Source organism: Methanosarcina sp. 2.H.A.1B.4, from assembly GCF_000979385.1.
Lineage (GTDB): Archaea > Halobacteriota > Methanosarcinia > Methanosarcinales > Methanosarcinaceae > Methanosarcina.
In genome coordinates this window covers 1-25485 of sequence record NZ_JJOV01000045.1, presented here as the reverse complement: position 1 = coordinate 25485, position 25485 = coordinate 1, and the positions used below count along the sequence as shown (strand labels likewise).

The 25485-nt window shown below is 42.2% G+C and carries 19 protein-coding genes, 2 pseudogenes and 1 CRISPR repeat array; of the genes and pseudogenes, 13 read left to right on the top strand and 8 right to left on the bottom strand.

Annotated features, from left to right (window positions below; genetic code table 11):
- Positions 1–237 precede the first annotated feature (237 nt).
- On the top strand, positions 238–1230 hold the full coding sequence (locus EO92_RS07420) for a GAF domain-containing protein (RefSeq protein WP_048170485.1): 993 nt from the start codon (positions 238–240) through the stop codon (positions 1228–1230).
- 151 nt (positions 1231–1381) lie between these two features.
- Here the strand turns inward: EO92_RS07420 and EO92_RS07415 are convergent, their stop codons facing one another.
- Together EO92_RS07415 and EO92_RS07410 are read right to left on the bottom strand one after the other, a co-directional pair.
- Entirely contained in the window at positions 1382–1888 is a 507-nt protein-coding gene (locus tag EO92_RS07415) for a CIA30 family protein (protein ID WP_156165756.1), read from the bottom strand.
- Positions 1889–2041: 153 nt separating this feature from the next.
- Positions 2042–2512 (bottom strand): hypothetical protein, encoded by a 471-nt coding sequence (locus tag EO92_RS07410; protein WP_156165755.1) that lies wholly within the window; start codon positions 2510–2512, stop codon positions 2042–2044.
- A gap of 443 nt (positions 2513–2955) precedes the next feature.
- Here EO92_RS07410 and EO92_RS07405 point away from each other — a divergent pair, with 443 nt between their 5' ends.
- Positions 2956–3396, top strand: a complete 441-nt coding sequence (locus tag EO92_RS07405) for a pyridoxamine 5'-phosphate oxidase family protein (protein ID WP_048170479.1) — start codon at positions 2956–2958, stop codon at positions 3394–3396.
- Between the two features lie 268 nt (positions 3397–3664).
- On the opposite strand, the gene EO92_RS07400 is transcribed toward EO92_RS07405, so the two are convergent.
- The gene (locus tag EO92_RS07400; RefSeq protein ID WP_235283240.1) at positions 3665–4231 is read right to left on the bottom strand and encodes a fasciclin domain-containing protein; all 567 of its coding nucleotides are present in this window, start codon (positions 4229–4231) and stop codon (positions 3665–3667) included.
- A 539-nt stretch (positions 4232–4770) separates the two neighbouring features.
- Positions 4771–5017, bottom strand: a pseudogene (locus EO92_RS17065) (IS4 family transposase); the annotation flags it as partial.
- Positions 5018–5461: 444 nt separating this feature from the next.
- Here EO92_RS17065 and purS point away from each other — a divergent pair.
- Complete coding sequence (gene purS, locus EO92_RS07395) at positions 5462–5713, top strand: phosphoribosylformylglycinamidine synthase subunit PurS (RefSeq protein WP_048134940.1); 252 nt, start codon at positions 5462–5464, stop codon at positions 5711–5713.
- A gap of 88 nt (positions 5714–5801) precedes the next feature.
- A complete protein-coding gene (purQ, locus tag EO92_RS07390) occupies positions 5802–6500 on the top strand; it encodes a phosphoribosylformylglycinamidine synthase subunit PurQ (protein WP_048170476.1) in 699 nt (232 codons plus the stop codon).
- Positions 6501–6545: 45 nt separating this feature from the next.
- Here the strand turns inward: purQ and rnhB are convergent, their stop codons facing one another.
- A complete protein-coding gene (rnhB, locus tag EO92_RS07385; RefSeq protein ID WP_082107968.1) occupies positions 6546–7289 on the bottom strand; it encodes a ribonuclease HII in 744 nt (247 codons plus the stop codon).
- Positions 7290–7871: 582 nt separating this feature from the next.
- Between rnhB and EO92_RS07380 the strand changes: the two genes are divergently transcribed.
- The 7 genes from EO92_RS07380 (at position 7872) to cas2 (ending at position 15655) form a co-directional block, all read left to right on the top strand.
- On the top strand, positions 7872–10052 hold the full coding sequence (locus EO92_RS07380) for a CRISPR-associated helicase/endonuclease Cas3 (RefSeq protein WP_048170473.1): 2181 nt from the start codon (positions 7872–7874) through the stop codon (positions 10050–10052).
- Between the two features lie 72 nt (positions 10053–10124).
- Positions 10125–10805, top strand: coding sequence for a type I-C CRISPR-associated protein Cas5c (gene cas5c / locus EO92_RS07375; RefSeq protein WP_200896751.1), 681 nt, complete (start codon positions 10125–10127; stop codon positions 10803–10805).
- Positions 10802–12715 carry a type I-C CRISPR-associated protein Cas8c/Csd1 gene (cas8c, locus tag EO92_RS07370; RefSeq protein WP_048170471.1) on the top strand — a complete coding sequence of 638 codons (1914 nt, stop codon included), beginning with the start codon at positions 10802–10804 and terminating at the stop codon, positions 12713–12715. The genes cas5c and cas8c overlap by 4 nt, the downstream gene beginning before the upstream one ends.
- Positions 12712–13560 carry a type I-C CRISPR-associated protein Cas7/Csd2 gene (cas7c, locus tag EO92_RS07365; protein WP_048170470.1) on the top strand — a complete coding sequence of 283 codons (849 nt, stop codon included), beginning with the start codon at positions 12712–12714 and terminating at the stop codon, positions 13558–13560. Before cas8c ends, cas7c begins: the two co-directional genes overlap by 4 nt.
- A complete protein-coding gene (gene cas4 / locus EO92_RS07360; protein ID WP_048170468.1) occupies positions 13557–14243 on the top strand; it encodes a CRISPR-associated protein Cas4 in 687 nt (228 codons plus the stop codon). The genes cas7c and cas4 overlap by 4 nt, the downstream gene beginning before the upstream one ends.
- 79 nt (positions 14244–14322) lie before the next feature.
- Positions 14323–15354: a type I-C CRISPR-associated endonuclease Cas1c gene (gene cas1c, locus EO92_RS07355; RefSeq protein ID WP_048170466.1), complete on the top strand. Its 1032-nt coding sequence runs from the start codon at positions 14323–14325 to the stop codon at positions 15352–15354.
- A 13-nt stretch (positions 15355–15367) separates the two neighbouring features.
- Positions 15368–15655 (top strand): CRISPR-associated endonuclease Cas2, encoded by a 288-nt coding sequence (cas2, locus tag EO92_RS07350; protein ID WP_200896750.1) that lies wholly within the window; start codon positions 15368–15370, stop codon positions 15653–15655.
- Between the two features lie 164 nt (positions 15656–15819).
- A CRISPR array of direct repeats spans positions 15820–19244; the repeat unit is 32 nt; unit sequence GTCGCACCCTTCGCGGGTGTGTGGATTGAAAT.
- Between the two features lie 15 nt (positions 19245–19259).
- Here the strand turns inward: cas2 and EO92_RS07345 are convergent.
- Positions 19260–20024, bottom strand: coding sequence for a diphthine--ammonia ligase (locus EO92_RS07345; RefSeq protein ID WP_052734298.1), 765 nt, complete (start codon positions 20022–20024; stop codon positions 19260–19262).
- A 368-nt stretch (positions 20025–20392) separates the two neighbouring features.
- On the opposite strand from EO92_RS07345, the gene pheT reads away from it, so the two are divergent.
- Both pheT and EO92_RS07325 read left to right on the top strand, forming a co-directional pair.
- Entirely contained in the window at positions 20393–22030 is a 1638-nt protein-coding gene (gene pheT, locus EO92_RS07335; protein ID WP_048170460.1) for a phenylalanine--tRNA ligase subunit beta, read from the top strand.
- A gap of 817 nt (positions 22031–22847) precedes the next feature.
- Positions 22848–24128 (top strand): hypothetical protein, encoded by a 1281-nt coding sequence (locus EO92_RS07325; protein ID WP_052734297.1) that lies wholly within the window; start codon positions 22848–22850, stop codon positions 24126–24128.
- 110 nt (positions 24129–24238) lie between these two features.
- Here EO92_RS07325 and EO92_RS07320 read toward each other — a convergent pair whose 3' ends face one another.
- Positions 24239–24865, bottom strand: coding sequence for a restriction endonuclease (locus tag EO92_RS07320; protein ID WP_048170456.1), 627 nt, complete (start codon positions 24863–24865; stop codon positions 24239–24241).
- 457 nt (positions 24866–25322) lie between these two features.
- Positions 25323–25485: pseudogene (locus tag EO92_RS18465) on the bottom strand (RNA-guided endonuclease TnpB family protein); the annotation flags it as partial.

The window sequence follows — 25485 nt, the reverse complement described above, 5'->3', positions numbered from 1 at the left end:
CCAAATTAGAGTTTGGCATATATATTTTTCCCCTGGTTTTTATTTTTTCCTGTTAATTGCCATGTTTAGACATTCCATCGGTCAAACATTAATGAGCCTCTGCATCATGATACATCTGGAAGTTCAAACCACAATCTTTTTAATTTATTATGTGTTTCTATGTAGTTATAGCAAAAAGACTAAATATGTGATATTTTCTCATAGCTTCCTGTAAAAGGTTCCTGTATGGAGAATAAGATGGCTAAAGCGGCTTCGAACTCGGCTAAAAACGGAAGTAATGGCAGGCAAAAGTCCTCCAAATATCTCAATGAGATGGCTTTATGCAATGCACTTGAGATGGCAAAGGAACTAATCTCAGTACTAAATAAAGTTCCTGTCACTGTTTTCCTATGGCGGCCAGAGAAGTACTGGCCTGCAGAGTTTGTTTCTGAGAACATAAAGCAGTTCGGGTATACGGTAGAAGAATTCACGTCAGGAAAACTTCTATATGGGAACATTGTGCACCCTGACGACCTTGAAAGAGTCGAAAGAGAGCTCTCAAGAAGGATCGAAGAAGACAACGTTGATTTTTCTCAGGAATACCAGATACTGACAAAGTCCGGGGAAGTACGCTGGGTTGATGAAAGAACCTTTATCGAAGCCGATGAGAACGGGGTCGTAAAGTACCTTAAAGGCATAATTCTTGATATTACCGAAAGAAAACGAAAAGAGAAGCTGCTTTATATCCAGAGGGACCTTGGAATTGCTCTGAGCACTTCGACTTACCTGGACGAGACACTTGACAGGCTGCTGGATTCATGCCTTCAGATAGATGAAATCAATGCCGGGGGTATCTATCTGATTGATGACGAGACCGGCGATATGACTCTTGCCATCCATCGCGGTCTCTCTCCTACCTTTGTCGAGAATGCTTCCTATTATAATGCAAATTCTCCAAATGCCAAGCTCGTTATGATAGGGCAGCCTGTCTATAAGCAGCACATAGACCTCCTTCTTACCTCCAGAGATGATGTGCTCCGGCAGGAAAACCTCAGGGCTACGGCAATAATTCCTGTAAGGTCCGGAAAAAAGGTTATTGCCGCCTTTTATCTTTCCTCGAGGATGGAGTATGAGCTTTCGGATAGTGTGCGCACGGTTATTGAAACCATTGCGACCCAGTTTGGGGTTTTTATTTCACGGATCCGGCTTGAAGAAAAACTAAAAGAGTGTGTGAAGAAGCGAAAGGCTTGATTGCTTCTTCCATTTTGACTTTTACCCCTACCTTCTTTTCAATGGAGGTTCATTACCTCTCAGACTTTGTGTGGAGTAAAATTATGCACACGAAGCGATAGCTGCTGGCTGGAAAAAACCCTTAATCTTGATACCTTAATCTTGATAACTATTACTTACCGTACACTTTTATGTGCTCGATTTCCAGATCAAAATCTCCTTTCTGTCCGGCAATCATGAAACCAAAGGATCTGATATCTTCGGGGTTTAGAGGAACAGCGTTCTCCACTTTCCTACCTCTGAAGAAGGGAAGGAACTTTCCAAAAGGAATTTCAACATCTATCCACTGCCCTTCCCGGGTTTCAAATATATGCTGGTATAGGAACCCGTCATGATGCCTTTCGGTCTTCATGTTAAGCCTGTAGGTCTTCCCGTCTCCTTTTACCCGGAGAAGGACGCCTTCAAAGGCTTTCAGGTCAAAGGTATCGTTTTTAGAGCGCACAGAAGCGAATCCCAGCAGTTCCTCATTCAGTTCTACCTCCCCTTTAAAGTGGGCCTTTCCTCCGGAATAAACCAGATGGCTTCTTGAAGTCCCGCCCATCACCCTATCGTCCATACTGACCCATTTAAGGGTTTCTGCCGGGTTTTTGAAATCAAAGACAAACATTTTTTTCTTCACTTCTTTATGTTTATTATAATCTTTATGGAATTGCAACTCACCCCTAATATTTGCTTTTTTCGGTCCTGGACAGTTGAGATCTCGAAAAAATACATCTCATGATCTCGAATATTGATAGGATTTTCCGGAACCTTCGGAGGGTGGAACTGTCCATCACCTGAAGCGCGGAAGGATAAGGGTCGTATCGCTACCTTCTATTGTTTTTGTTCCTGCGTTTTCTTCAAGTACGGCTCTGACTTTTAAGGGTACTTCCCTGCAGAAGCATTTTCTAAGGTCCAGCTGAATCATCAGTTCATGACAATCAAGGCTCATAACGAGGTCTTTATACCCGTCAGAATCAATGTCTCTGTATTCCATAGCATACGGCTCCACTTCCCCTGCCGACTTTACCGAACTTACCTTTACTGAGTTTTCCAGTATTTTTTCAACATCCAGTTCGGCCGATCCCAGGACCGCAATCTTCGTACTTCCCGACTCCATTGTTTTCACACAGTTAACATCTTTGTCAGGATTGACTCTGACTTCCACATCCATAACGTCTGTCTGTCCCTCTCCTCCCTGATCGGAAACATAAGATTCCGAGCTGGCGGCAGGAGATGCTGTGGCGGCTATCAGTAAAAACATTAAACAGAAACAAGAAATTTTCCAGAATATTGAAATTTTTTGCATATCATAATTCATTGATGGTCTCCCCCTACATTTCTATAATGGATTTCAAAATACATATATTTACAGGAAATTATATTATGCATTGTATTTTTTTGAAAGAGTAGGCTTCAACCCAGCAGGCTGGCTCAGGATAAGAACTGATAATTATAAGCAAAATTTAAGAAGCAAAATTTAAGAAGCAAAATTTAATAAGCAAAATTTATAAGTTTTGTTTCTATAAATTGTATAGGGAAAACAACCGTGAACAGGGAGGAGAGTTTTTTTCCTGTTATGGGATCAGAGGCCTATTGCAGATATGCAGATATCTTGCGGGTTCGAAATATGAGGCTTATCAAAAGCTTATCAAAGGCTTATTAAAAGAAGTTCTACTGAGTAATACTACAAACTGGTGGGGGAAGATGACAGACGAGCTCAAAGAGAAGATTTACGAGTACCTTGCAACTCATTACTACCTTAACCTGGCAACCGTAAGCCCGGAAGGAAAACCAATGGCCCATACTATGGCATATGTTTCCGAGAACGCAACCGTTTATTTTGCGACCAGGAAAGACACCCGAAAAATCCGGAACATAACGAACAACCCGGATGTGGCTTATACGGTTGATGAAGACGAACCTGACTGGTTTGGTATGCAGGCCCTCCAGGTGGAAGGTAAAGCCTCAATAGTGACCGATGAAGGGGATCTTCGGAGAATCGGAGAAATCATGACAGCAAAATTCCCGATTACTGCTGATATGCCTCCTGATCCCTACACCATCCTGATAAAAGTTGAACCCAAAGTTGTTTATTTCCTGGATTACAGTGTTGAATTCTGGTACAGGGCAAAAGTGGATTTCTAAGAGTCAACTACCCGCTAAATCAAAAGATATAACGGGTTTCCTGCTAAGGGTTTATGAACATTTAAGGGTTAGCTAAAAAACGTATTTTTTGTTTTTCTTTCAAAATCCAAAAAACGATATTTTTTTTTAAATATAATATCCGAAAATGAAAATCCAACAAACAGAAATAAATAAAAAATGTAAAAAAGGTCGTTTTTCAGAAATACTGTTTTCAGAAATACTGTTTTCAGAAATACTGTTTTCAGAAATACTGTTTTCAGAAATACGGTTATTCCGGTGGAATCAGCACTTTGTCTATTACGTGGATGACTCCGTTGCTGGCTTCTATGTCCGTTGCAGTGACGTTTGCATCCCCTACTTTTACCCCTTCGGTTGTATCTACTGGGAGTTCGTTTCCTTCAAGCGTTTTTATGGATGTCATGTCCACAACATCGACAGCCATATACTTTCCGGAGGCCACGTGGTAAGTAAGCACTCTGGTCAGGGCTTCCTCATCTTTGAGCAGGCTGTCGAGCGTACCTGCCGGAAGGGCTGCAAAAGCCTCATCTGTCGGGGCAAAGACCGTGAAGGGACCTTCGCCGCTAAGGGTCTCCTCAAGCCCTGCAGCTTTTATGGCCGTGACAAGAGTTTTGAAAGAACCTGCATCTTCCGCAGTTTGAACGATATTCTTATCCGGCACTGTTTCGGTTTTATTTTCGCCAGCTATATCTTCTGCTTCTTCAGCAAGATCTCCTGCTCCTTCAGTTACTTCTTCGACCATTCCACCGGTTTCATTTTCCACTTCCTGTGTCGGGCTTGAACAGCCGGAAGCAAACAGGACCACTGCTATAAGCAATGCTACAATAAGTCCAATTTTCCTGATAATTTTTCCCCCTGTAAAATAAAAATATATATCAAATCATATACTGCATTGTATATTTTCACATATGATATATGCTAATCTTTATATAACTTTATCTGAGCTTAAACCAAAATAAACGCTTTTTTTAGATTTTGAACTAATATAAGTGTCTATTTTAAATTTCTGAACTAAAATAAGCGCCTATTTTAAATTTCTGAACTAATAGCAGTATTTTTTTGATTTTATTGGTTATTTAAGTTATTTTTGAAATTATGAGATAAAATAGGCATAATTTAAAGTTTATGAGCTAAAATGAGTATCTTTTTGGAATTAATGCTCAAAAAAAGCTTTTTTAACAGGCGGTCTCAAAACTATACATGATCGTATACATGATCGTATATTTTGGTAAGAAATATCGGAATGCTTATCTTCTTAAAAAATATATCTTACATAAAAAGTATACTTATTAAGAAAATTAATTCCTGAGTTCCACTATATGCTTATTAAGAAAACTAATCCCTGTGTTTCACTATGTTCATTACACACTGATGGAGAAACTCGACAAGTTCTGGAGTGAAACGATAGTACCAGCTACTATCACTTATGGACTTATTTGCTTCTTTTTCATATTCTCTTTTCAAAAGTTGGCAAGTGTATGCTATAAGCGTACACCAAAATTGAGAGTTAAAACCCAAAAGACGATGGCAGGGTCAATTTTACGCTCACGTACTATGAGACCAGTTTCTTTGGTAGTTTGCCTTAACACTCTTTGGGAAACATTTCCCGAAGAGAGTCTTCAAGAGTAGGGGGCGAGGAGGCATAGATGCACTAATATTTAGAGAATTAATATAAAAACGCATACTTGAGGGGGTTTCTAACGCTTAACCGATGACGTATGAATTAGTTTTTGTTCATTTTTTAGATTTTTGACCCTCAACGAGCTCAACCGGCATCTAAAACAAGCTAAGACCCATAAGATTAAATAACTTTCAACCTTATTTCCCCTGAAATCGGTGCTGGCAAGAGGAGTTCAAAATCATCCAACACCTAAAAATAGATAAAGAATATAGGTTAGAAAAATCAAGCATCTTATATTATTATGGTGCAGACCGGAAATTGTTACCTTTAAGTTCACCTCATATTTCACCTGATGTTGCATTCAGGCTACCGAAAAGCAGGTGAAAGTCCGATTAATTTAAAAATTCAAAATTGAGGCTTAAAAAGATGCAGTACCAGGCAACAGTAACTATTGAACAGAAAGCAGGCATGCTTGACCCTGAAGGCACCACCGCTAAAAGGGCTCTCGGACACCTTGGATATGCAGTTGAAAGCGTAAAGACCGCAAAACTGTATGAAATAGTGCTCGAAGCCGAATCTGCAGAAGTTGCGGAGCAGAAGGTTGATGAGATGTGCCAGAAGCTTATTGCAAACCCACTCATCCACAACTACACTATAAAGCTCAAGGAACTTAACTGAGGGCTCCCTGCAGGAATAAAGGGATTGAAGAATAAAATCCAGAAGGCTAAATTTTTTGAAAATACTAAAGTAAGGTTGAGGGAAAAAAATGAAGATTGCCATTATTCAGTTCGGAGGCACAAACTGCGACATGGACGTACTTCATGTCCTTAAAGACGTGGTTGGTGTGGATGCCGAAACTGTCTGGTACAAAGACGAAAACCTGGCCGGTTTTGACGGAGTCGTTGTTCCGGGCGGCTTTTCCTACGGAGATTACCTCAGAGCAGGGGCGATTGCAGCCCGAACTCCGATTATGGATTCCGTAAAAAAAATCGCAGCCGAAGGAAAACCTGTGCTTGGGATCTGCAATGGTTTCCAGGTGCTGACCGAAGCCCGGCTTCTCGAAGGGGCTCTTACCACAAACGAGTACCCAAAATTCAGGTGCCACGGGGCCAATCTCAGAGTTGAGACCACTGATACTCCCTTTACCTCGAAGTTCAGGAAAGGCGAGGTTATAAGGATGCCCATCGCCCACATGGAAGGTAAGTTCTTTGCTGAAGAACAGACCCTGGCAGACCTTGACGAAAACGAACAGGTTGTTTTCCGTTACGTAGACGAAAAAGGAAGAGCAACGGATAAAGCCAATCCCAACGGCTCCCTGGAAAACATCGCAGGAATAGTAAACGCTTCAAGAAACATTCTCGGCCTCATGCCCCATCCGGAAAGAGCTTCCGAATCGATCCTTGGTTCAGATGACGGCAGGCGGATTTTCGAGTCAATGGCGGATTATATTACTGAGAACTTCTAATCCGCTTTTTATTTTTTAGTTATTTGCTTCCCGGCTTTCATACCTTCACTTTTTCCCGGCTTTATCCAGTTCTTCCTTTATGTTTAGTTCTTCCTTTATGTTTAGTTCTTCCTTTATGTTTAGTTCTTTTCTTCTGTTTAGTTCTTCTCTTATGTTTTCCACAGTCTTCCAGGACTGCCTGACGATAGCGGGAAACTCTCCGTGGTGTTCTTCTCCCCATTTCAACAGGAAATCTTTTGTCTTCTGGTCCGAAGGATAGCCGCTTCCGAAATCCATACCCCATTCTTTCTTGAGCTCCTCGATAAGCTCGTCCCTGCGCACTTTTGCAATGATAGAAGCTGCCGAGACTACAGGATACGTTGCATCTGCCTGGTGCATGGAAACGATCTCTATTTTCTTTGCATGGTCAGGACTGGTTTTTGCATACTGCCTGCGAAGGTTTTCGGCAAAGCGTTCAGCTTTTACGTCAGCAGCATCGGCATATACGATATCCGGTTTCAGCTGTTCGAGCACTTTTGCAAAGCAGACAACCATGATCTCGTTCATTGTCATAATTTTCCGGAGCTCGTCAATCTGAGAGGGGCTGATCTCAAGGACGAAAAAGCCGTCTGCGTGTTTTTTAATCTGGGCTGCAAGCTGCTCCCTTTTTTTCGGCGTCAGCTTCTTGGAATCCGCAACCCCCAGCACCTTGAGGATATGGGCTTTAGATTCATCGATTTTTACGCCTCCTATGCACATGGGCCCGATTACCGGACCTTTTCCGGCTTCATCAATTCCTGCGATAATCATTCTCGGCTGTCTCCTGATTTGAAGGAAGAAAGTTTTTTTACTTTATAAAAGTAGGTAAAGGTATATTTTTTCAAAGTATTAAACAGGACTCTATAAGAATCCTCTAAAAACAAACCTCCATTGATTTGAACTTAATGGCTTGACACATTTTTGTTTATTCATTTTCAGTTTTCTGCAGCTAATTTTGATAGGTTTTCATAAACTCAATAATATAATGTTTCAACTCTTTGAAATAGTACATTCATGCCTCAACTCTTAAATAAATATTAAATGAAAAAGAAAAACTCAACTGTTAAATATCTTAAAAGAAACCTACTTTAATATTTTAAGATAAGATCATGTAAGTTAAGTGAACGAGGTAGATTTCAAGGTCTTTAAAGAATTTGGAAATTTTTCCAATATAGTGCCATTTCTTTCTTGGTTGGAAGTCTTAATATCTTCCTATGTAAGCCCTTAAAAATGATTCTCTGCCTTCCGACTTTAATTTTTCACTTATGAATATTTATATTGAGCCTGCGGAATGCCCTGTATTAAAAGAAGGACATTATCGGGGTTATAAGGATTATCACAGTGTGAAATGCTATGTATTATGCTCATTCTACAGACAGACAAGATAAATCTGATTGGCAATTCCTAAAAGATCATCTGGAAAATGTAGCAGATATTGCTTCAGGATTTTCTAGAGAGTTCAATGCCAAACAATTTGGATATGCTGCAGGTTTACTACACGATATTGGGAAATACTCCCCTGAATTCCAGAGGCGTTTAGATGGCACCAATATCAGAGTCGATCATTCTACTGCAGGCGCACAAGAGGCTAGAAAACTTTACGGAATATTTCAAAGTCGTATACTGGAATATATCATAACCGGGCATCATGGAGGCCTTCTCAACTATGGAACTAAAGAATGTGGACTCGATGAACGTTTATCAAGGTCGTTTTTACCGGATTATTCTGCATACAAAAGTGAAATTTTAGCTCCAGATCTGAACAAAGTTCGTCCCAGTCTTACTCCCATCAACAATAAGATGGGGTTTTCAATTTCGTTTTATACCCGTATGCTCTTCTCATGCCTGGTTGATGCTGACTTTCTTGATACAGAACGATTTCTTTCACCTGACAAATCCTCTCTCAGAGGGCAATATGAGCAGTTCAACGAGCTTTTCACAAAATTTGATAACTACATGAAAATCAAACTTTCAACAGCTGAAGAAAACCCGATCAACAGATATCGAAGAGAAATATATGAACAGTGCATAGAGAAGGCAGAATTGCCACCACAGATGTTTTCTCTAACTGTCCCTACCGGCGGAGGAAAAACTCTCTCATCAATGGCATTTGCTCTGAACCATTTGAAAAAACATAATTTGAACCGAATTCTCTATGTCATACCATATACAAGCATTATAGAACAGAACGCTGATGTATTCCGCGATATTTTTGGAAATCAAAATGTGCTTGAACACCATAGCAACTATGATCCGAAAAATGAAAAATCTGAAAATACTGATACTGCACAGGAAAAATTGAAACTCTCATCTGAAAACTGGGACATTCCTATCGTTGTTACAACCAATGTCCAGTTTTTTGAATCTCTTTTTTCCAATCGAGTTTCTCGATGTCGCAAGCTGCATAATCTTGCAAAAAGTGTGATAATTCTTGATGAAGCTCAGATGCTGCCTACAGGCTTTTTAAAACCGTGCCTTTCAGCTCTTTCTGAACTGGTAGTCAATTACGGATCAACAGTAGTTATCTGTACCGCGACTCAGCCGAATCTTAATGGGCTTCTGGATGAAAGTGTCAAGCCTATTGAGATTATACGTTCACCTCAAGAACTGTATGAAGTATTCAGACGAGTCCATGTGACAGATCTTGGGGATATGGCAGATGCCGATCTTTCAGCTAAACTTAATGCGCATAAACAGGTTTTGTGTATTGTTAACACTCGAAAACACGCACAAAAATTGTATGAACAACTCTCTGGGTCCGAAAGTTGCTATCACCTGAGTGCAAGAATGTGTCCGGTCCACAGAAGAATGAAACTGAAAAAGATCAAAGATCTGCTGAGAACTGGGGCTGAATGCCGCGTAGTTTCCACCCAGCTTATCGAAGCAGGCGTTGATATTGATTTTCCTGCCGTGTACCGGGTGATGGCTGGGATTGATTCTGTCTGTCAGGCTTCTGGAAGATGTAACCGTGAAGGAAAACTGGATTCCGGAGATGTGTATGTTTTCCGATCCACTGAAGCCTATGGCAAGGTGACATCCTGGCAGAGCCGTGTTGCTGAGATTGGAAGTATGATCTTTGATGAATGGGATGATCCTTTATCACTCCCTGCTGTGGATAGATATTTTGAGAAACTTTATTCCTATGAGGGTGACGGGCTTGATAAAAAGAAAATTCTTCCCTCTTTTGAAGAGAGATTGAGAGATATTGCATTTCCATTTGAGGATGTAGCTGATGCGTTCAACCTCATTGAGAATAATACACGGGATATCATTATTCCGTATGATGACAAAGCCAGAGCCATTATCAAACAGATCCAGTATACTGGATTTCCTGGGAATTATGTTCGAAGTTTACAGGGGTATACAGTAAGCATTTATCTCGAAGAGTTCAAGGCGCTGGAAAGAATCAATGCAATTTCCTCCATAGCTGATAGATTTTTTGTTTTGGATGGTGGAGGAAATTATTATTCTGAAAATATTGGACTGTTAAACCTGGAATGTAATCGTGATTATAATTCATTGTTAATTACTTAAAGAGATTCAAAATCGGTATTCTTTACTAGATACCGAAGATTTAAATAATTCATTATTCATTACTATAGTGAGGTGATTGGAATAGCATTTGGAATTAAACTGAAAGTATGGGGGGATTATGCCTGCTTCACGCGACCTGAGATGAAAGTTGAACGTGTCAGTTATGATGTCATAACTCCTTCAGCAGCGCGTGGAATTCTTGAAGCGATTTACTGGAAGCCTGCGATTTGCTGGAAGATTGACAGAATTCACGTTCTGAATCCCATCAAGTTTGACAATATCCGCAGGAATGAGAGGTCGGGAAAAATACCGGCAGGTAAAGTGAAAACTGCGTTTAAGGGAGGGGATGTTGCTCTTTACCAGGATTCCACAGAGGATACGGTTCAAAGAGCTTCCCTTGTTCTGCGTGATGTCAGTTATATTATTGAGGCACACTTTGAGATGACCAACTGCGCTGGGCCTGACGAAACCGTCGAAAAACATTATAATATTGCACTTCGGCGGATGAGAAAAGGACAGTGTTTCCATCATCCGTATTTTGGCTGTAGGGAATTCCCGGTTCAATTTGAATTAATTGAGGAGGAAGCTCCTGCATCATATTATCATGGAAAAAAAGAAGGGGAAAAAGATCTTGGATTCATGCTCTATGATATTGATTTTTCTGACGAGATGAAAGCCGTTTTTTTCCGTGCCCATATGGTGGATGGGATTATTGATGTTCAGAAATGCCTGTGTAATGGAGGAGTGTCATGATCATTCAGTCCCTCTGCCGTTGTTATGATGTCCTTGAGGGGGATGAGAACGCTAATATTCCAAAATTGGGATATAGCAGCGCCAATGTGTCATTTGCCCTTGTCATTTCTTCTGATGGCGTTCTTTCGCATATTATTGATCTCCGGAGTGATGACAAAAAACCAAAACCCAGGAATATGGACGTTCCTAATCAGAAGTCTCGTTCTAGCGGAGTATTTCCATATTTTGTCTGCGAGAATGCAAAATATGTCTTTGGTGTAGAAAAACTGAAAAGAGATACATTTGAAACGAAATTTAATCTTTCTTCATCCGAGGATAATCCTGCCGAGTATAAGGTATTGGAAGAGAACGATAAAGAGGTTACTCTGGTTTATCGACGTTCAAGGGAGTGCTTTGAGGCCTTCAAAGCCTTTCATCACAGTATATTAGACGATCTGGAAGATCCTGGTGTCCGTGGATTCCTTGCTTTTCTGGATGAATGGAATCCAGAAGAGTTTCTTGAAAATCCAAAGATCCATCAGTATAAAGATGACCTTCTTGCTGGTGGAAACTGCGTTTTTGAGTGTGACGGGAGTTTTTTACATCAGAAAACCGTGGTGAGAAACGCCTGGGAAAATTACTCTCAGGATGAGGCTGATGGCAAATTTGTTTCCCAGTGTCTGGTGAGCGGAAAATTAGAGCCTGTATCACCGATACATCAAAAGATAAAGGGCGTTGTCGGGGCTCAGTCGGCAGGGGCTTCCCTTGTCAGTTTCAATGATGATGCATTCTGTTCTTATGGAAAAAAACAGAGTTTTAATTCCTCAGTCAGTGAATCATCGATGTTCAAATACACGACTGCCCTGAATTACCTTCTTTCAAGTCAGAGTAATAGAATTCGGATTGCTGATACAACAGTCATTTTCTGGGCTGAGACAAATGAGAAATCCTGTGAAGACCTTGTGAAATTCTTTTTTGTTCCTCAGGAAACTGAGAAGAATGAAGAAAATCAGGAGATAGGGAAGAATGAAGAAAATAATGTAGAGGTTTCTCGAGTACAGGACACCAACCAACTCCAGCAGATCGAGGGTATTCTCAATAAGGTTCGAATTGGCAAAAAAATAAATCAAGAGGACATTGGGACAGATCGAGAGACGAATTTTTATATCCTTGGTTTGTCCCCTAATAATGCACGGCTCGCTGTCCGTTTCTGGTATGTTGACAGTATTGGGGATTTAATTGAAAGGGTGGCCCGCCATCATCTGGACATGGAGATCATTCGGGATGATTATGGTCCACGATACATCTCAGTATATCGCCTATTGAATGAGACCGTCCCTCAGAGTTCAGACAAAAAAGTAGTTTCACCACTCCTTGGTGGCCTGATTATGCGCTCGATCCTGACCAATACGGTCTATCCTGTCTCGTTATACAGTGCGATCCTGAGCCGTGTGAAAGTTGAGGGTTCAATAAACTTTGTTAGAGCTGGTTTTATCAAGGCATATCTGCTCAGATTGAGCAGAGTTGGATTATCGAATGTAAAGCAGGATTTGATTACCATGAGTTTAAATGAAGAGAGTTCAAATGTGCCATATCGTCTTGGAAGGTTGTTTGCTGTTCTTGAAAAGGCACAGAATGATACGAATAAAGAGATGAAGAGCACCATTAACAGCAAGTATTTCAGCAGCGCTTCATCAACTCCCGCTGTTGTTTTTCCGGTGCTGTTAAAACTTGCACAACACCACATTGCCAAGTCTGACTGGGGTTTCAAGTCAAGTCAGTCGATTGAACAGATTCTGGTGGGAGTGGATGAGTTTCCCGCATACCTGAATCTCGAAGATCAGGGTATGTTTATGCTTGGTTACTATCATCAGCGTAAGGCTTTTTTCACGAAAAAAGAGGTTCCTATAAGTGAGGAGGTATCATCATGAGCGAAATCATCAAGAATCGATATGAATTTGTATTGTTGTTTGATGTCGAGAACGGAAACCCGAATGGCGATCCTGATATGGGCAATATGCCCAGGGTTGACCCACAGACCGGCAACGGTATCGTCACTGATGTCTGTCTCAAGAGAAAGATCAGGGATTATGTTGACCTTGTGAAAAGTGGAAACGCAGGTTATGATATATATGTTAAGTCCGGGGCTGTCCTCAATGATCAACACAAGAAAGCCTATGATTATCTGGGGATAAAACCAGACTCTAAGAAACCAAAAGACGAGGAACTGACAAAATTCATGTGTCAGAATTTTTATGACATTCGGGCATTCGGTGCTGTAATGACCACAGAGGTCAACTGTGGCCAGGTCAGAGGACCTGTACAGTTCAGTTTTGCCCGCAGCATTGATAGGATCTTCCAGCAGGAAATAACGGTCACCCGTTGTGCGGTCACCAATGAGAAAGATGCTGAAAAGGGCCAGACGATGGGCAAAAAACAGATTGTGCCATATGGCCTGTACCGTGCAGAAGGATACATCTCTGCTCATCTGGCTAAAAAGACCGAATTTAGAGAAGACGATCTTGAACTGCTCTGGGACAGTCTGATCAATATGTTTGAGCATGACCATTCGGCGGCAAGGGGTAAAATGTCTGCCAGAAAACTAATTGTTTTCAAGCATAACAGTGAACTTGGCTGCTGTCAGTCTCATATCCTATTCGACAAAGTGAAGGTGGAGGATCTCTCCCACGATCTGCCGCCCCGCTCTTTTGGGGATTATAAAGTAATAATCTCTGGCGATATGCCGAACGGCATTGAGTTGATAGAGAAATTATGATCGAAAAGAAATATGCCGAAGACGAGCTGCTCTCGTTGTCCGGCATACAACATTTCCATTTTTGTAAGCGTCAATGGGCTTTGATTCATATTGAGCAGCAGTGGGAAGAAAATATTCGGACAACTGAAGGTCACTTTCTCCATGAGCGTGTGGATAATCCATTCCTTAAAGAAAGCAGAGGCGACGTTGTGTTGTCAAGAGCATTTCCACTGGTTTCGTATCACCTCGGACTTTATGGAGTGGCCGATGTCATTGAGTATATCCGATCGGAAAATGGCATTTCTCTTCCGGATTATGAAGGTTTGTGGAAAATGCATCCCGTAGAGTATAAAAGGGGAAAACCGAAGATTGACGAGCGGGATGAAGTGCAACTCTGTGCACAGGCAATGTGCCTTGAAGAGATGTTTAATGTAACCATAAACTCTGCTGATTTTTACTATAATGAAATTCGGAGAAGAATTCAGCTCGAAATAACCGAAGAATTGAGAAACCTTGTGATTTCTTTGTCCGATGAAATGCATTACCTCTTTAAGAAAGAGCTTACTCCATCTGCTGAAAAATCCCGAAACTGCAAATATTGCTCTCTTGTAGATGTCTGTGTTCCGAAATTAACGAAAAAGTTTGTTTCTGCCCGTAAATATGTCAGAAATCATATGGATAAGGCATGTAATGGTGATCTCTGAAATATTCAAATTTCCAGACGTATATTTTCAAAAGTATTAATCTCTCCAAACTTCAGGTTAGTAAAGGGGTTCTATATCCATGAGAAAATTGTTGAATACATTATATGTCACAACCCCAGAATCCTATCTTCTCAGAGATGGGGAGAACGTCGTTGTTAAGGTAAAGGATGTTGAAACGTTTCGTATTCCCATCCATAATCTTGAGGGTATAGTTTGCTTTGCATATATGGGTGCCAGTCCCCAGCTGATGAAACTTTGTACTGATAATAAAGTTGGACTATCTTTTTTGACCCCTAATGGAAAGTTTCTGGCGCGTGTTAATGGAAAAGTTAGAGGGAATGTCCTGCTACGTCGTACGCAGTATCGAAAAGCAGATCGTGAAGAAGACTCTCTGGATCTTGCGAAATGCTTTATCATAGGAAAAATCGTCAACTGCAGAACTGTTCTTGGAAGAGGTATCCGTGACCACGGAGGCGTGATTGATGTCAATAAAATTCGTTCAGTTGATGATTTGCTGATAGATAATCTCAAGAGTATTGATTCCTGTTTAAACTCGGATTCTCTTCGTGGAATTGAAGGAAATTGTGCAAAATTTTATTTTAGCGTATTAGATGAACTTATTCTTAAGCAAAAGGATAATTTTTTTATATATAATAGGAATCGGAGGCCTCCTCTTGACAATATGAATTCACTGTTGTCTTTTTTATATACATTGCTTGCTCATGACGTTGAATCTGCATTAGAAACTGTTGGGCTTGATCCTTATGTTGGTTTTTTCCACGTTGACCGTCCTGGAAGGCCCAGTCTTGCGCTTGATTTGATGGAGGAGCTCCGGCCTTTTATGGCTGATCGCCTTGCATTAAGTATGGTCAACCTCAAGCAGATTGATGGAAAAGATTTTCTCAAAAAGGAAAATGGAGCTGTCCTCATGACTGAAGACGGAAGAAAAAACATACTTGCGGCCTGGCAAAAGAGAAAACAGGATCAAATTACTCATCCCTACTTAAATGAAAAAATTTCGGTCGGGCTAATTCCTTATGTGCAGGCAATGTTGCTGGCTCGCTATTTAAGGGGAGATATTGATGGTTATCCGCCATTTTTTATGAATTGAGGTGTTTTAAGTGATGGTATTGGTAACATATGATGTGAGTACAGAATCCGAAGGTGGAAAAAGCAGACTGAGAAAAGTGGCAAAAGAGTGCGAAAATTACGGACAACGGGTTCAGAACTCTGTATTTGAGTGCCTTGTAGATCCTGTTCAATTTGCCCAGCTTAAACATTCTTTATGTGATATAATGAATGAGGAGAAAGATAGTATCAGATTTTATTATTTGGGTAAAAATTGGAAAAATCGGGTGGAGCACTTTGGTGCAAAAAAAGGGTACGATCCAGAAGGTTTATTAGTTGCCTGATCTCCGCGAACCCATAGTGAACATTGATTCATTGGGAGGTTCGCAGGAAAAATCAATTCATTATATTTATGTTTTGTGGCGATTTCCTGCTGGATGCAAGAACGTGAATTTTTAAAAAAAGAATATATATCACACGGTTGATACATTGTCTAAATTAATTTGCGGTCGCACCCTTCGCGGGTGTGTGGATTGAAATTTAATAATGACCGCTATGAAGGTGTAGCTGAAGTTGTCGCACCCTTCGCGGGTGTGTGGATTGAAATCTTCATACGTCCTCGATCTTTCTTTCCACCTATGTCGCACCCTTCGCGGGTGTGTGGATTGAAATATCAATCCGAAGGGCATTCTAAGCAGATTAGAGAGGTCGCACCCTTCGCGGGTGTGTGGATTGAAATTGAACTGGTAAGATTAAATCTCTCCAACATCAGATGTCGCACCCTTCGCGGGTGTGTGGATTGAAATTGGCTCAATTTAATAAGATATTTGAGGTGGAATAATGTCGCACCCTTCGCGGGTGTGTGGATTGAAATTTAACAATGACCGCTATGAAGGTGTAGCTGAAGTGTCGCACCCTTCGCGGGTGTGTGGATTGAAATTGCTTATGCCTGTTCTGTTTTCATAAATAGAGAATGTCGCACCCTTCGCGGGTGTGTGGATTGAAATGAGGACAGTTTAAAAGACTCAATGAAGAACCTGCTGTCGCACCCTTCGCGGGTGTGTGGATTGAAATAATGAATGAATCTACTCTCTGAAATGCTTGATCTTGTCGCACCCTTCGCGGGTGTGTGGATTGAAATAAAAGGATTTAACAAGATCGCTGAAAAACAAATGTCGCACCCTTCGCGGGTGTGTGGATTGAAATTTGCATGTTGCACCATGATAAAGAGGCTTTATTCCCGTCGCACCCTTCGCGGGTGTGTGGATTGAAATAACTTGGGAGGAGTGATTTAAACGGCTTTTGAAGGTCGCACCCTTCGCGGGTGTGTGGATTGAAATATAACTTATGACCGTAGCGTCAAAATAAAAGGTAGTCGCACCCTTCGCGGGTGTGTGGATTGAAATACCGATGAATGGACCGGAGAAATCAAAGATAAGGTCGCACCCTTCGCGGGTGTGTGGATTGAAATCAGAAAACCCGACCATCATATGATGTCGAAGTGTCGCACCCTTCGCGGGTGTGTGGATTGAAATGAGATTAACCCTCATTGACCTTACAAGATCCATGTTGTCGCACCCTTCGCGGGTGTGTGGATTGAAATTTCATATGAAGACAAATCTCAGGATATTACAATAGTCGCACCCTTCGCGGGTGTGTGGATTGAAATATTTGCACTCGGGGTATATCCAAACATATTATGGAGTCGCACCCTTCGCGGGTGTGTGGATTGAAATGTTTATTGGTGCATTCCTGGCGTTAATTTCAGCGGTCGCACCCTTCGCGGGTGTGTGGATTGAAATGGAATGGTTCATTAGTACGTTTACAGATTTCCCTTGTCGCACCCTTCGCGGGTGTGTGGATTGAAATCTCCCAGGACTCCCACTTTGTTATAAGTGGTATGGCGTCGCACCCTTCGCGGGTGTGTGGATTGAAATAATTTCATATCTATACAACCAATGGAGAAGTCTGGTCGCACCCTTCGCGGGTGTGTGGATTGAAATTTCTTCAGACATTGCCGGTCTTGCAGGCCCCTCGTCGCACCCTTCGCGGGTGTGTGGATTGAAATTTTTCTCCAATTCATCTATTTTATCACAATATCTCGTCGCACCCTTCGCGGGTGTGTGGATTGAAATCTGTAGAATCTAACCATATCGCTCTTAATCCAGTAGTCGCACCCTTCGCGGGTGTGTGGATTGAAATTTACACACATGCAGCCCAATACATCAAAATGCCTGAGGTCGCACCCTTCGCGGGTGTGTGGATTGAAATCTTCTGCCCTGACGGGAAAGCCAGATATTTTTAACGTCGCACCCTTCGCGGGTGTGTGGATTGAAATACTTGCATCTGTCTTTACTATCCTGAAATCTCCTGGTCGCACCCTTCGCGGGTGTGTGGATTGAAATAAATTATGGACGGTAGAAAATGCGTTCTAAGAATGTCGCACCCTTCGCGGGTGTGTGGATTGAAATTCAAGGGGCTAGAGGAGGATAACCAAAGATGAGCAAGTCGCACCCTTCGCGGGTGTGTGGATTGAAATGGTTAAAGTGTTTTTATGTGTATTCACTTTTCCAGAATGTCGCACCCTTCGCGGGTGTGTGGATTGAAATAGGAACTGTTTTAGTACTCCATACCGGAAATCCTCGTCGCACCCTTCGCGGGTGTGTGGATTGAAATCTTGATGAAGCTCATGAATTTTGCCCGCACTTTAGTCGCACCCTTCGCGGGTGTGTGGATTGAAATTACCCTGATGGGCTATACTGGTTTGAGGTAGAAAGTCGCACCCTTCGCGGGTGTGTGGATTGAAATAAAATGATAACGCTGAAACAGCCGAATCAATGGTCGCACCCTTCGCGGGTGTGTGGATTGAAATGTTTTTGCAGCTGGGGGAAAACTCCAGCTTACTCTAAAGTCGCACCCTTCGCGGGTGTGTGGATTGAAATTAATTAGTGTTTTGAATGGGGCCGTTTATAAAAACGGTCGCACCCTTCGCGGGTGTGTGGATTGAAATAAAGATGTGTAAAGCGCTTTCAGATAATGAACGGCAAGTCGCACCCTTCGCGGGTGTGTGGATTGAAATAGTTAAGCCGGTGTAGTCAGTTGAGGGAAAAGTAGTCGCACCCTTCGCGGGTGTGTGGATTGAAATAATCCTTAAACGGATACTACAAAATAAGGTATTTTGTCGCACCCTTCGCGGGTGTGTGGATTGAAATTATCTGCTACCTCGGAAACGGGATATGCCTCGCAGTCGCACCCTTCGCGGGTGTGTGGATTGAAATAAAAAATCAAGGTAGAAATTTAGCCTGTATATTTTGTCGCACCCTTCGCGGGTGTGTGGATTGAAATTGTAGGCATCAATATCACCGTTAATGACATTCAGGTCGCACCCTTCGCGGGTGTGTGGATTGAAATGTTAATGGACGCCATAGGCAAAGCAGATACATTTGTCGCACCCTTCGCGGGTGTGTGGATTGAAATTTGTGGTTTGTACCCATCCTTCATGAGATTCGAGGTCGCACCCTTCGCGGGTGTGTGGATTGAAATAAAAATGGATAGATGAGGGTTGCCCTTTAACTGATGTCGCACCCTTCGCGGGTGTGTGGATTGAAATCGTTTGAGGTCCCTATGATCGTGTTGTTGTAAAAGTCGCACCCTTCGCGGGTGTGTGGATTGAAATACAAACGACGTTACGGTTGTAAACGATATAAGCGTCGCACCCTTCGCGGGTGTGTGGATTGAAATCCTGCAGGTACAGGACGAAGGACAAATCACTGGTCGCACCCTTCGCGGGTGTGGATTGAAATCCATATCTACAGGATCAGAAATACAATGTAGATGGTCGCACCCTTCACGGTGTGTAGATTGAAATATTATAAGTTCCAGAATAAACATTGATAATATAGTCACGCCCACAAGGGTGTGTGGATTGAAATGGTATATAGTAAAGAATCAATACGAAAAACAATATCGTCGCACCCTTCGCAGGTGTGTGGATTGAAACTCGGCCTCGAACTTTGAGATCTCCAGGAACCAGTAGCCTTCCCTCAAGACCATTTCACTCTCCATGACCTTTATTTTGTTTTTGAACAGCGGGCCGTCGATAACAAAAGTATGGAACTCCCCGTTTTCACCGCAGGGATCGATTGAAGGATTGTGCTTATTCAGGTCGCATATAAAATTTTCATCGATCTTTCGGCCCAGCCACTCTTTCCCTAACAACCCGGCTTTAACGCTGAGCAGGATCACCTCAAAACCCGAATCTATGAGGCCATTTAGAATCTGTTCGGAATTTCTCTGCCAGAGCGGCATTATTAACTCAAGGTCCAGTTCTCCGCAGATCCTGTCTACAAGGTTCTTGTGCGTCTCGATATGCCCGAAAACCGCCCCGTCTATTTTCTCCCCGCTGTCCCTTAAATCACGGACCACTTTTTTGAATTCCTGTTCATATGAAATAAAGTCCTTATGGATAAGGGGAATTCCAAGAGCTTCAGCCTGTGCATAAAGCAGGTCAGGATTGATGTCATGGGAACCGCGCCTCTGGATTTCTCTGAAGTTCAGGAGGTGGGAGACCTCAAAACCTTCCGAGATTGCCCCGTAACATGCAAGGCAACCGTCCTTTCCTCCGGTCCAGGAAACAACCACTCTGCCTTTATCACTCTTGCTTTTCTCGTTCTTGCTTTTCTCGTTCTTAGTTGAAATGGGATTGTTGCACATCTCCCATACACATGCACAATCTGAAAAAAAAAGCTTTTGTTTATCACCAGCTCTCTGCCCGAATATTCCTCAAAATCTCCTGAGGCCGGGTCTCTTTCCGTACATCAGCAGGATCAACAGGGAGCCATTTCAACAGGGAGCCATTGATAGTGACCCCGCAAAATATGGGAATAATTCTACTTTTATCATTAACATTAGCTTGCTGCATGCAAAAGCCATATAACATTAGGAGATACTGTTTACTCTGAGACTTCGGAGATACTGTTTACTCTGAGACCTTTCAAACACCCCGTAAAACAAAAGCATTAAATCTAAAGTTGAGTATGTTTGGGGTTAAGTTAGCTAGCAACAGATGAGATGAATTCCCCATGCCAGTAATCACCTTGCATTATGAAGACCTTGAGAAACTCACAGGAATAGATAAGGAAACCATCATAAAAAGGGTGCCCATGATAGGGGCCGATATCGAAAGGATTGAAGACGAGTACGTCGATATCGAGTTCTTCCCTGACAGGCCTGACCTTTACAGCGTGGAAGGGGCATCCAGGGCAATGCGGGGTTTTCTGGACCTTGAGACCGGGCTTCCCGAATATGAGATAAAGCCTTACGAGGTATCCATATCTGTCAGTGAGGATATCCTGAAGATCAGGCCCTTCCTCGGGTGTGCGGTTGTAAGGGGAGTAAAGTTTACATCCTCTTCCATCAAGTCCCTCATGGACCTGCAGGAAGACCTGCACTGGGGCCTTGGGAGAAACAGGAAAAAAGTTTCCATCGGGGTCCATGACCTTAAAAATGTGAAGGCTCCTTTCCGCTATATGGCAGTAGATCCCGGATTCGAGTTCGTGCCTCTCGATTACACTGAAAAGATGAGCATGACGGAAATCCTGGATAAGCACCCGAAAGGCACAAGATTTGCCCATCTCGTAAGGGGTTTTGACAAATACCCGATCATCCTGGACGCAAATGACAATGTGCTGTCCTTCCCGCCCATCATCAACGGTACACTTACGTCCGTGACCGAAAGCACAACCGACCTTTTCATTGATGTTACAGGCCTCGGGGGAGCTGTATACACGGCTTTGAATATTGTCGTTACAGCCCTTGCAGAAAGGGGAGGGCAGATCGAGTTTGTAAGGCTAATCCGTCCCGGGGGCGAAGAATTTGTCCTGCCTGACCTTGAGCCCGAAACCAGGCTGCTTACCACAGGTGAAGTAAAATCCCTGATAGGCATGGAATTCTCAGTTGAAGAGATCGTAAAACAGCTTGAGCGGATGCGCTTTGGAGCACGCGCCCTTGATGCGGAAACCGTTGAGGTAAAGGTGCCTGCTTACAGGGCAGATATCCTGCACAACTATGACCTTGTAGAGGACATTGCCAAAGGTTACGGCTATGAGAATATCAAAGTAAGGGTCCCTGAGACCTATACCGCAGGCAAGTCCCACCCGATTTCCCTGATGAGGGCTTCGGTAAACGAAATAATTGTCGGGCTTGGATATTATGAGGTTATGCCTTTTACGCTTACCAGCGAAAAGGTCAACTTTGAAAACATGCGCAGGCAAAAGACCGAGGACGTTACCCACGTACTCCACCCGATCAGCGAAGACCAGACAATGCTCAGGACAACCGTGCTTCCTAACCTGCTTGAAATCCTTGCCTTAAACCAGCACAGGGAACTCCCGCAGAAAATCTTCGAGTTCGGAGAAGTCGTAAGCAACGAAACAACCGGCCAGCACGTAGCAGCAGTTTCGATCCACCCGCAGGCAAACTTCACCGAGATCTATGAGGTTGTAGACGCTCTCATGAGAGAAATGCTGCTTCCCTACGAGGTAAAAGAGTCCGAAGACCCGGCTTTTCTTGAAGGCAGGCGGGCAGATGTTTATGTCAACGGCAAAAAACTCGGCGTCTTTGGAGAACTCCACCCCGAAGTAATAAACAACTTCGCGCTCGGATATGCCGTTGTAGGGTTTGAGCTTGACCTGAACGATCTTATAGGTAAAAATATTTAATTTAGAAGGTTAATTTTTCCTATTTTTAATTAACCTTTTAAACTTTACTTTTTTAACTGATTTTTATAATTAACTTTTAAATGGACTATTTCAATTGATTTAACCTTATTCACTATATCAAGTCGTTCTTTTCACGCTCGACGCAGGAAAGCGGTCTTGCAAACAAATAAGAAGAAAAAGGAAAGAATAGGCAAATAAGAGTCCAAATCTGCTTTTATTGCCTTTTACTACATTTCCCAGCTTCTTCTTTCTTCTTTCTTCTTTCTCTCTATTTCTTTCTTCTTTCCTCTTTTTAGCAGGGCCGCCAGACAAGCTGGTGGAGCAGCTTGTATTTACCTGTAGTTTGAAATTTTCTCTGTGGATTAAAGTGCGGTTTCCGGGAACAAGGGAAATATTCTTCGAGCAGGGAAGGCGTTTCCCATAACGCACGCTTTTTCTTAATAACAGCATGATTACCTGTTATTATTTTTCTTACGTAGCTGACAAGAAAGCTTCATCCCTAAAAGTCAGAAAATAAATACAAAAAATTTGCTTTTTGGATATTTTGAATAATATCGGCAAATTAAGCAGGGGCTGCCGATATATTATTACCAGTGGTTATTATATATAATTGTCATTATATACTTATTAATATGGTCTTACCAGTTGTATGCCTATATTTATAAGATCTGTTTGATTTTTGAAAAATAGGCATATTGATAGTGATTTTTACTGGAATAGACGATTGTGAGTGCTAAACACTGAATAAAGAAAGAAAAAGACAACTAATAACCAACAACCAAAGAAAACTAATTTTCAGAATCCTGGGAGAATAAAAATGAAAATCGGAAAAAGGCTGTGTTCAATAGTTGTAGCTTTATTCTTTTTGCCTTTCATCTGTGCGACCGCATCTGCGGATATGGCACAGGGTATTGAAACTCAGATCACTACCAATAACTCAAGCCAGATGGGTCCCGATATCTATGGTGAACGGATTGTGTGGCAGGATGATCGAAATGGATATTATGATGCCTACATTTACGATCCAAACTGGGATATCTACATGTATGACCTTTCAAGTTCCGCCGAAATTCAGATTACCACCAGTGAATCAAACCAGAGCGGTCCTGCTATTTACGGGGACAGGATAGTCTGGACAGATGATAGGAATGGAAATGCGGATATCTACATGTACGACCTCTCCAGTTCCACCGAAACTCAGATTACCAAAAACGAATCGAATCAAAGTGGGCCTGCTATCTATGGGGACAGAATAGTCTGGACAGATGATAGGAATGGAAATGCGGATATCTACATGTTTAATATCTCCAGTTCCATCGAAACTCAGATAACCACCAACGAATCGAACCAGAGAGGGCCTGCTATCTATGGGGACAGGATAGTCTGGACAGATGAGCGGAATGGAAATGCGGATACCTACATCGTCGACATCTACATGTACAACCTTTCTACTTCCACGGAAACTCAGATCGCAGGAGATGGAGGTTTTCTTGAATACGGGCCTGCTATCTACGGGGATAGGGTGGTGTATATGAGTGAAGGGGCAGGCGATTTAGTCTGGATGTATAACCTTTCTACTTCAGAACTGACTTTCATTGCTGCCGATGCGTGGAGCCCGGCAATCTACGAAGACAGGATAGTGTTGATGTATGGAATGGTGTTCCCAGACATCTACATGTATGAAATCTCCAGTTCCAGGGAAATACCGATAACCAGCGATGAAGCCGTTTATCATGGGGCTCCAGATATATATGGGGACAGGATAGTGTGGCAGGATGACCGCAATGGAAACCCCGATATCTACATGTTTACTCTTGCTTCGGCTGAGGTGCCGGCTCTGGAGGGAATGAAGGCTCTCAGGGAGTATGTGGAAAATACCTACAAATGCCATGTGATGACTAAAAACGCTCTTACTGAGCTTCTTGATACATCGAAAGGTTTCCACGAAAAAGGAGAGGATGCAAAAGCCGTTTCCATGCTTAAATCCTTCATTCATCTCGCTGAAAAAATGAAAGTATGCGAGCAGATTTCGGCTGCTGAAGCGGATTACATGGTTGATCAAGCAAAGGGGATTATCGACCAGATACAGGTTCATTAAGGGTGAGAAATGGAGTTAACACCGCCCACGGCGATGATAGGAAAAGCAATGGCATATTATATGCAATCATTGCCTTTTCTTTTTGACCCTTTTCCCAATCCCTCATTAAATCATTTTTCTCTCAGCATCTTTTCCATTTCTGCGGCTATTTTCCGGACTTCAGGTATTTCTTCGGTTTCAGCCAGCCTGTAGACCATGTCAAGCATCTGCTCTCTCAGGAACTCCAGATCTTCAATGGCAAAGCTCATTTCTTCGATGAGAGCTCCCAGGCTTTTTGTTTCTATGAAATCTGATAGCTTTGCAGGGTCTGCTTTTATCAGGAGGAGAGCTTCAGGGGAGTTAAAGTCCACATTATATTCTTCTTCAAAGGCCCCTTTTGGAAGGGTTTTGAGCCACCTGACCCTCCTGATATGGCTGATAAAGTCGCTGAGCTGCCTGTATTCGTAGTCCCCGGAAATCTTTCCGATCAGCACTTCATTGCTGGTTTTGAGGGGGACTGCTACAAGGTCTCCTTTTTTAATTTTTGTAATGAAAGAGCAGATATCCTCTGCCCAGGTTCCGGAACGATCTCCTCTCATGCCGGGATATTTCTCGAGTATGAGTTTCTTTACCTGCTCTTCGTTTTTAATATTCGATAAATCGGAGAACTCGGCCCATCCGATGGTAACCACGCTGTCCTCCCGAATTATTTCTTCATCTTCTAAAGTGCCTGCGGCTTTGAGCAACCAGAGCTTCATAACCTGTCTCCTTATTTCATTTTTAATCTGCAGTTTTTACTTCTTATCTGCCCATTTTCACATTGCATAAACATTATTCTGGTCAGAACAGTCCATTAATCTTTATTTGAATCTTTATTTGAATCTTTATTTGAATCTTTATTTGATTAATCCTTTAATCCATCCGGTCAACCTTTAAGTTTATTTTATTAACTTTTAAGTCAATCCTGATAACTTTTCCGACCTTTGATCTTCTACAGACTCGTACACCTTTTTTGCTATTAACTGTTTCCCGCAGTCCGGGTATTTTTCGGAAAAACTCTTTTAAGTTTACATCCCCAGGTACAGGTATGAGCAAAAATTGGGAGCATTTATGGGTTTGTTTATGTGCCTCATGAACCTGAAATTGATAGCAAAGGGCTGAAAATTCAGATGATTTACTGTGAATGCAAGGAAGTTAGGATCCTTGAACTACCCATCATTGAAATGACGGGCATCCTGCTTCACAGCTCTCTCTTTTGAGAATAACTCCGCAGGCTCTGCCCTCTGTTCCAGAGGTGATTAGATTATTAATTGCAAATTGTTTAATGTTGATGGCTGCATTAATATCTCTGTCATGGTTTGTATTACAAGAAGGACAA

Bases quoted from the DNA above. Each gene is read 5' to 3' on its own strand.
- pheT (WP_048170460.1), top strand. From the start codon at position 20,393: ATGCCAGTAATCACCTTGCATTATGAAGACCTTGAGAAACTCACAGGA.
- EO92_RS07325 (WP_052734297.1), top strand. From the start codon at position 22,848: ATGAAAATCGGAAAAAGGCTGTGTTCAATAGTTGTAGCTTTATTCTTT.
- EO92_RS07405 (WP_048170479.1), top strand. From the start codon at position 2,956: ATGACAGACGAGCTCAAAGAGAAGATTTACGAGTACCTTGCAACTCAT.
- EO92_RS07345 (WP_052734298.1), bottom strand. From the start codon at position 20,024: ATGTGCAACAATCCCATTTCAACTAAGAACGAGAAAAGCAAGAACGAG.
- cas1c (WP_048170466.1), top strand. From the start codon at position 14,323: ATGAGAAAATTGTTGAATACATTATATGTCACAACCCCAGAATCCTAT.
- rnhB (WP_082107968.1), bottom strand. From the start codon at position 7,289: ATGATTATCGCAGGAATTGATGAAGCCGGAAAAGGTCCGGTAATCGGG.
- cas4 (WP_048170468.1), top strand. From the start codon at position 13,557: ATGATCGAAAAGAAATATGCCGAAGACGAGCTGCTCTCGTTGTCCGGC.
- EO92_RS07410 (WP_156165755.1), bottom strand. From the start codon at position 2,512: ATGTTTTTACTGATAGCCGCCACAGCATCTCCTGCCGCCAGCTCGGAA.
- purS (WP_048134940.1), top strand. From the start codon at position 5,462: ATGCAGTACCAGGCAACAGTAACTATTGAACAGAAAGCAGGCATGCTT.
- purQ (WP_048170476.1), top strand. From the start codon at position 5,802: ATGAAGATTGCCATTATTCAGTTCGGAGGCACAAACTGCGACATGGAC.
- cas7c (WP_048170470.1), top strand. From the start codon at position 12,712: ATGAGCGAAATCATCAAGAATCGATATGAATTTGTATTGTTGTTTGAT.
- EO92_RS07320 (WP_048170456.1), bottom strand. From the start codon at position 24,865: ATGAAGCTCTGGTTGCTCAAAGCCGCAGGCACTTTAGAAGATGAAGAA.
- EO92_RS07380 (WP_048170473.1), top strand. From the start codon at position 7,872: ATGTATTATGCTCATTCTACAGACAGACAAGATAAATCTGATTGGCAA.
- EO92_RS07420 (WP_048170485.1), top strand. From the start codon at position 238: ATGGCTAAAGCGGCTTCGAACTCGGCTAAAAACGGAAGTAATGGCAGG.
- cas8c (WP_048170471.1), top strand. From the start codon at position 10,802: ATGATCATTCAGTCCCTCTGCCGTTGTTATGATGTCCTTGAGGGGGAT.
- cas2 (WP_200896750.1), top strand. From the start codon at position 15,368: ATGGTATTGGTAACATATGATGTGAGTACAGAATCCGAAGGTGGAAAA.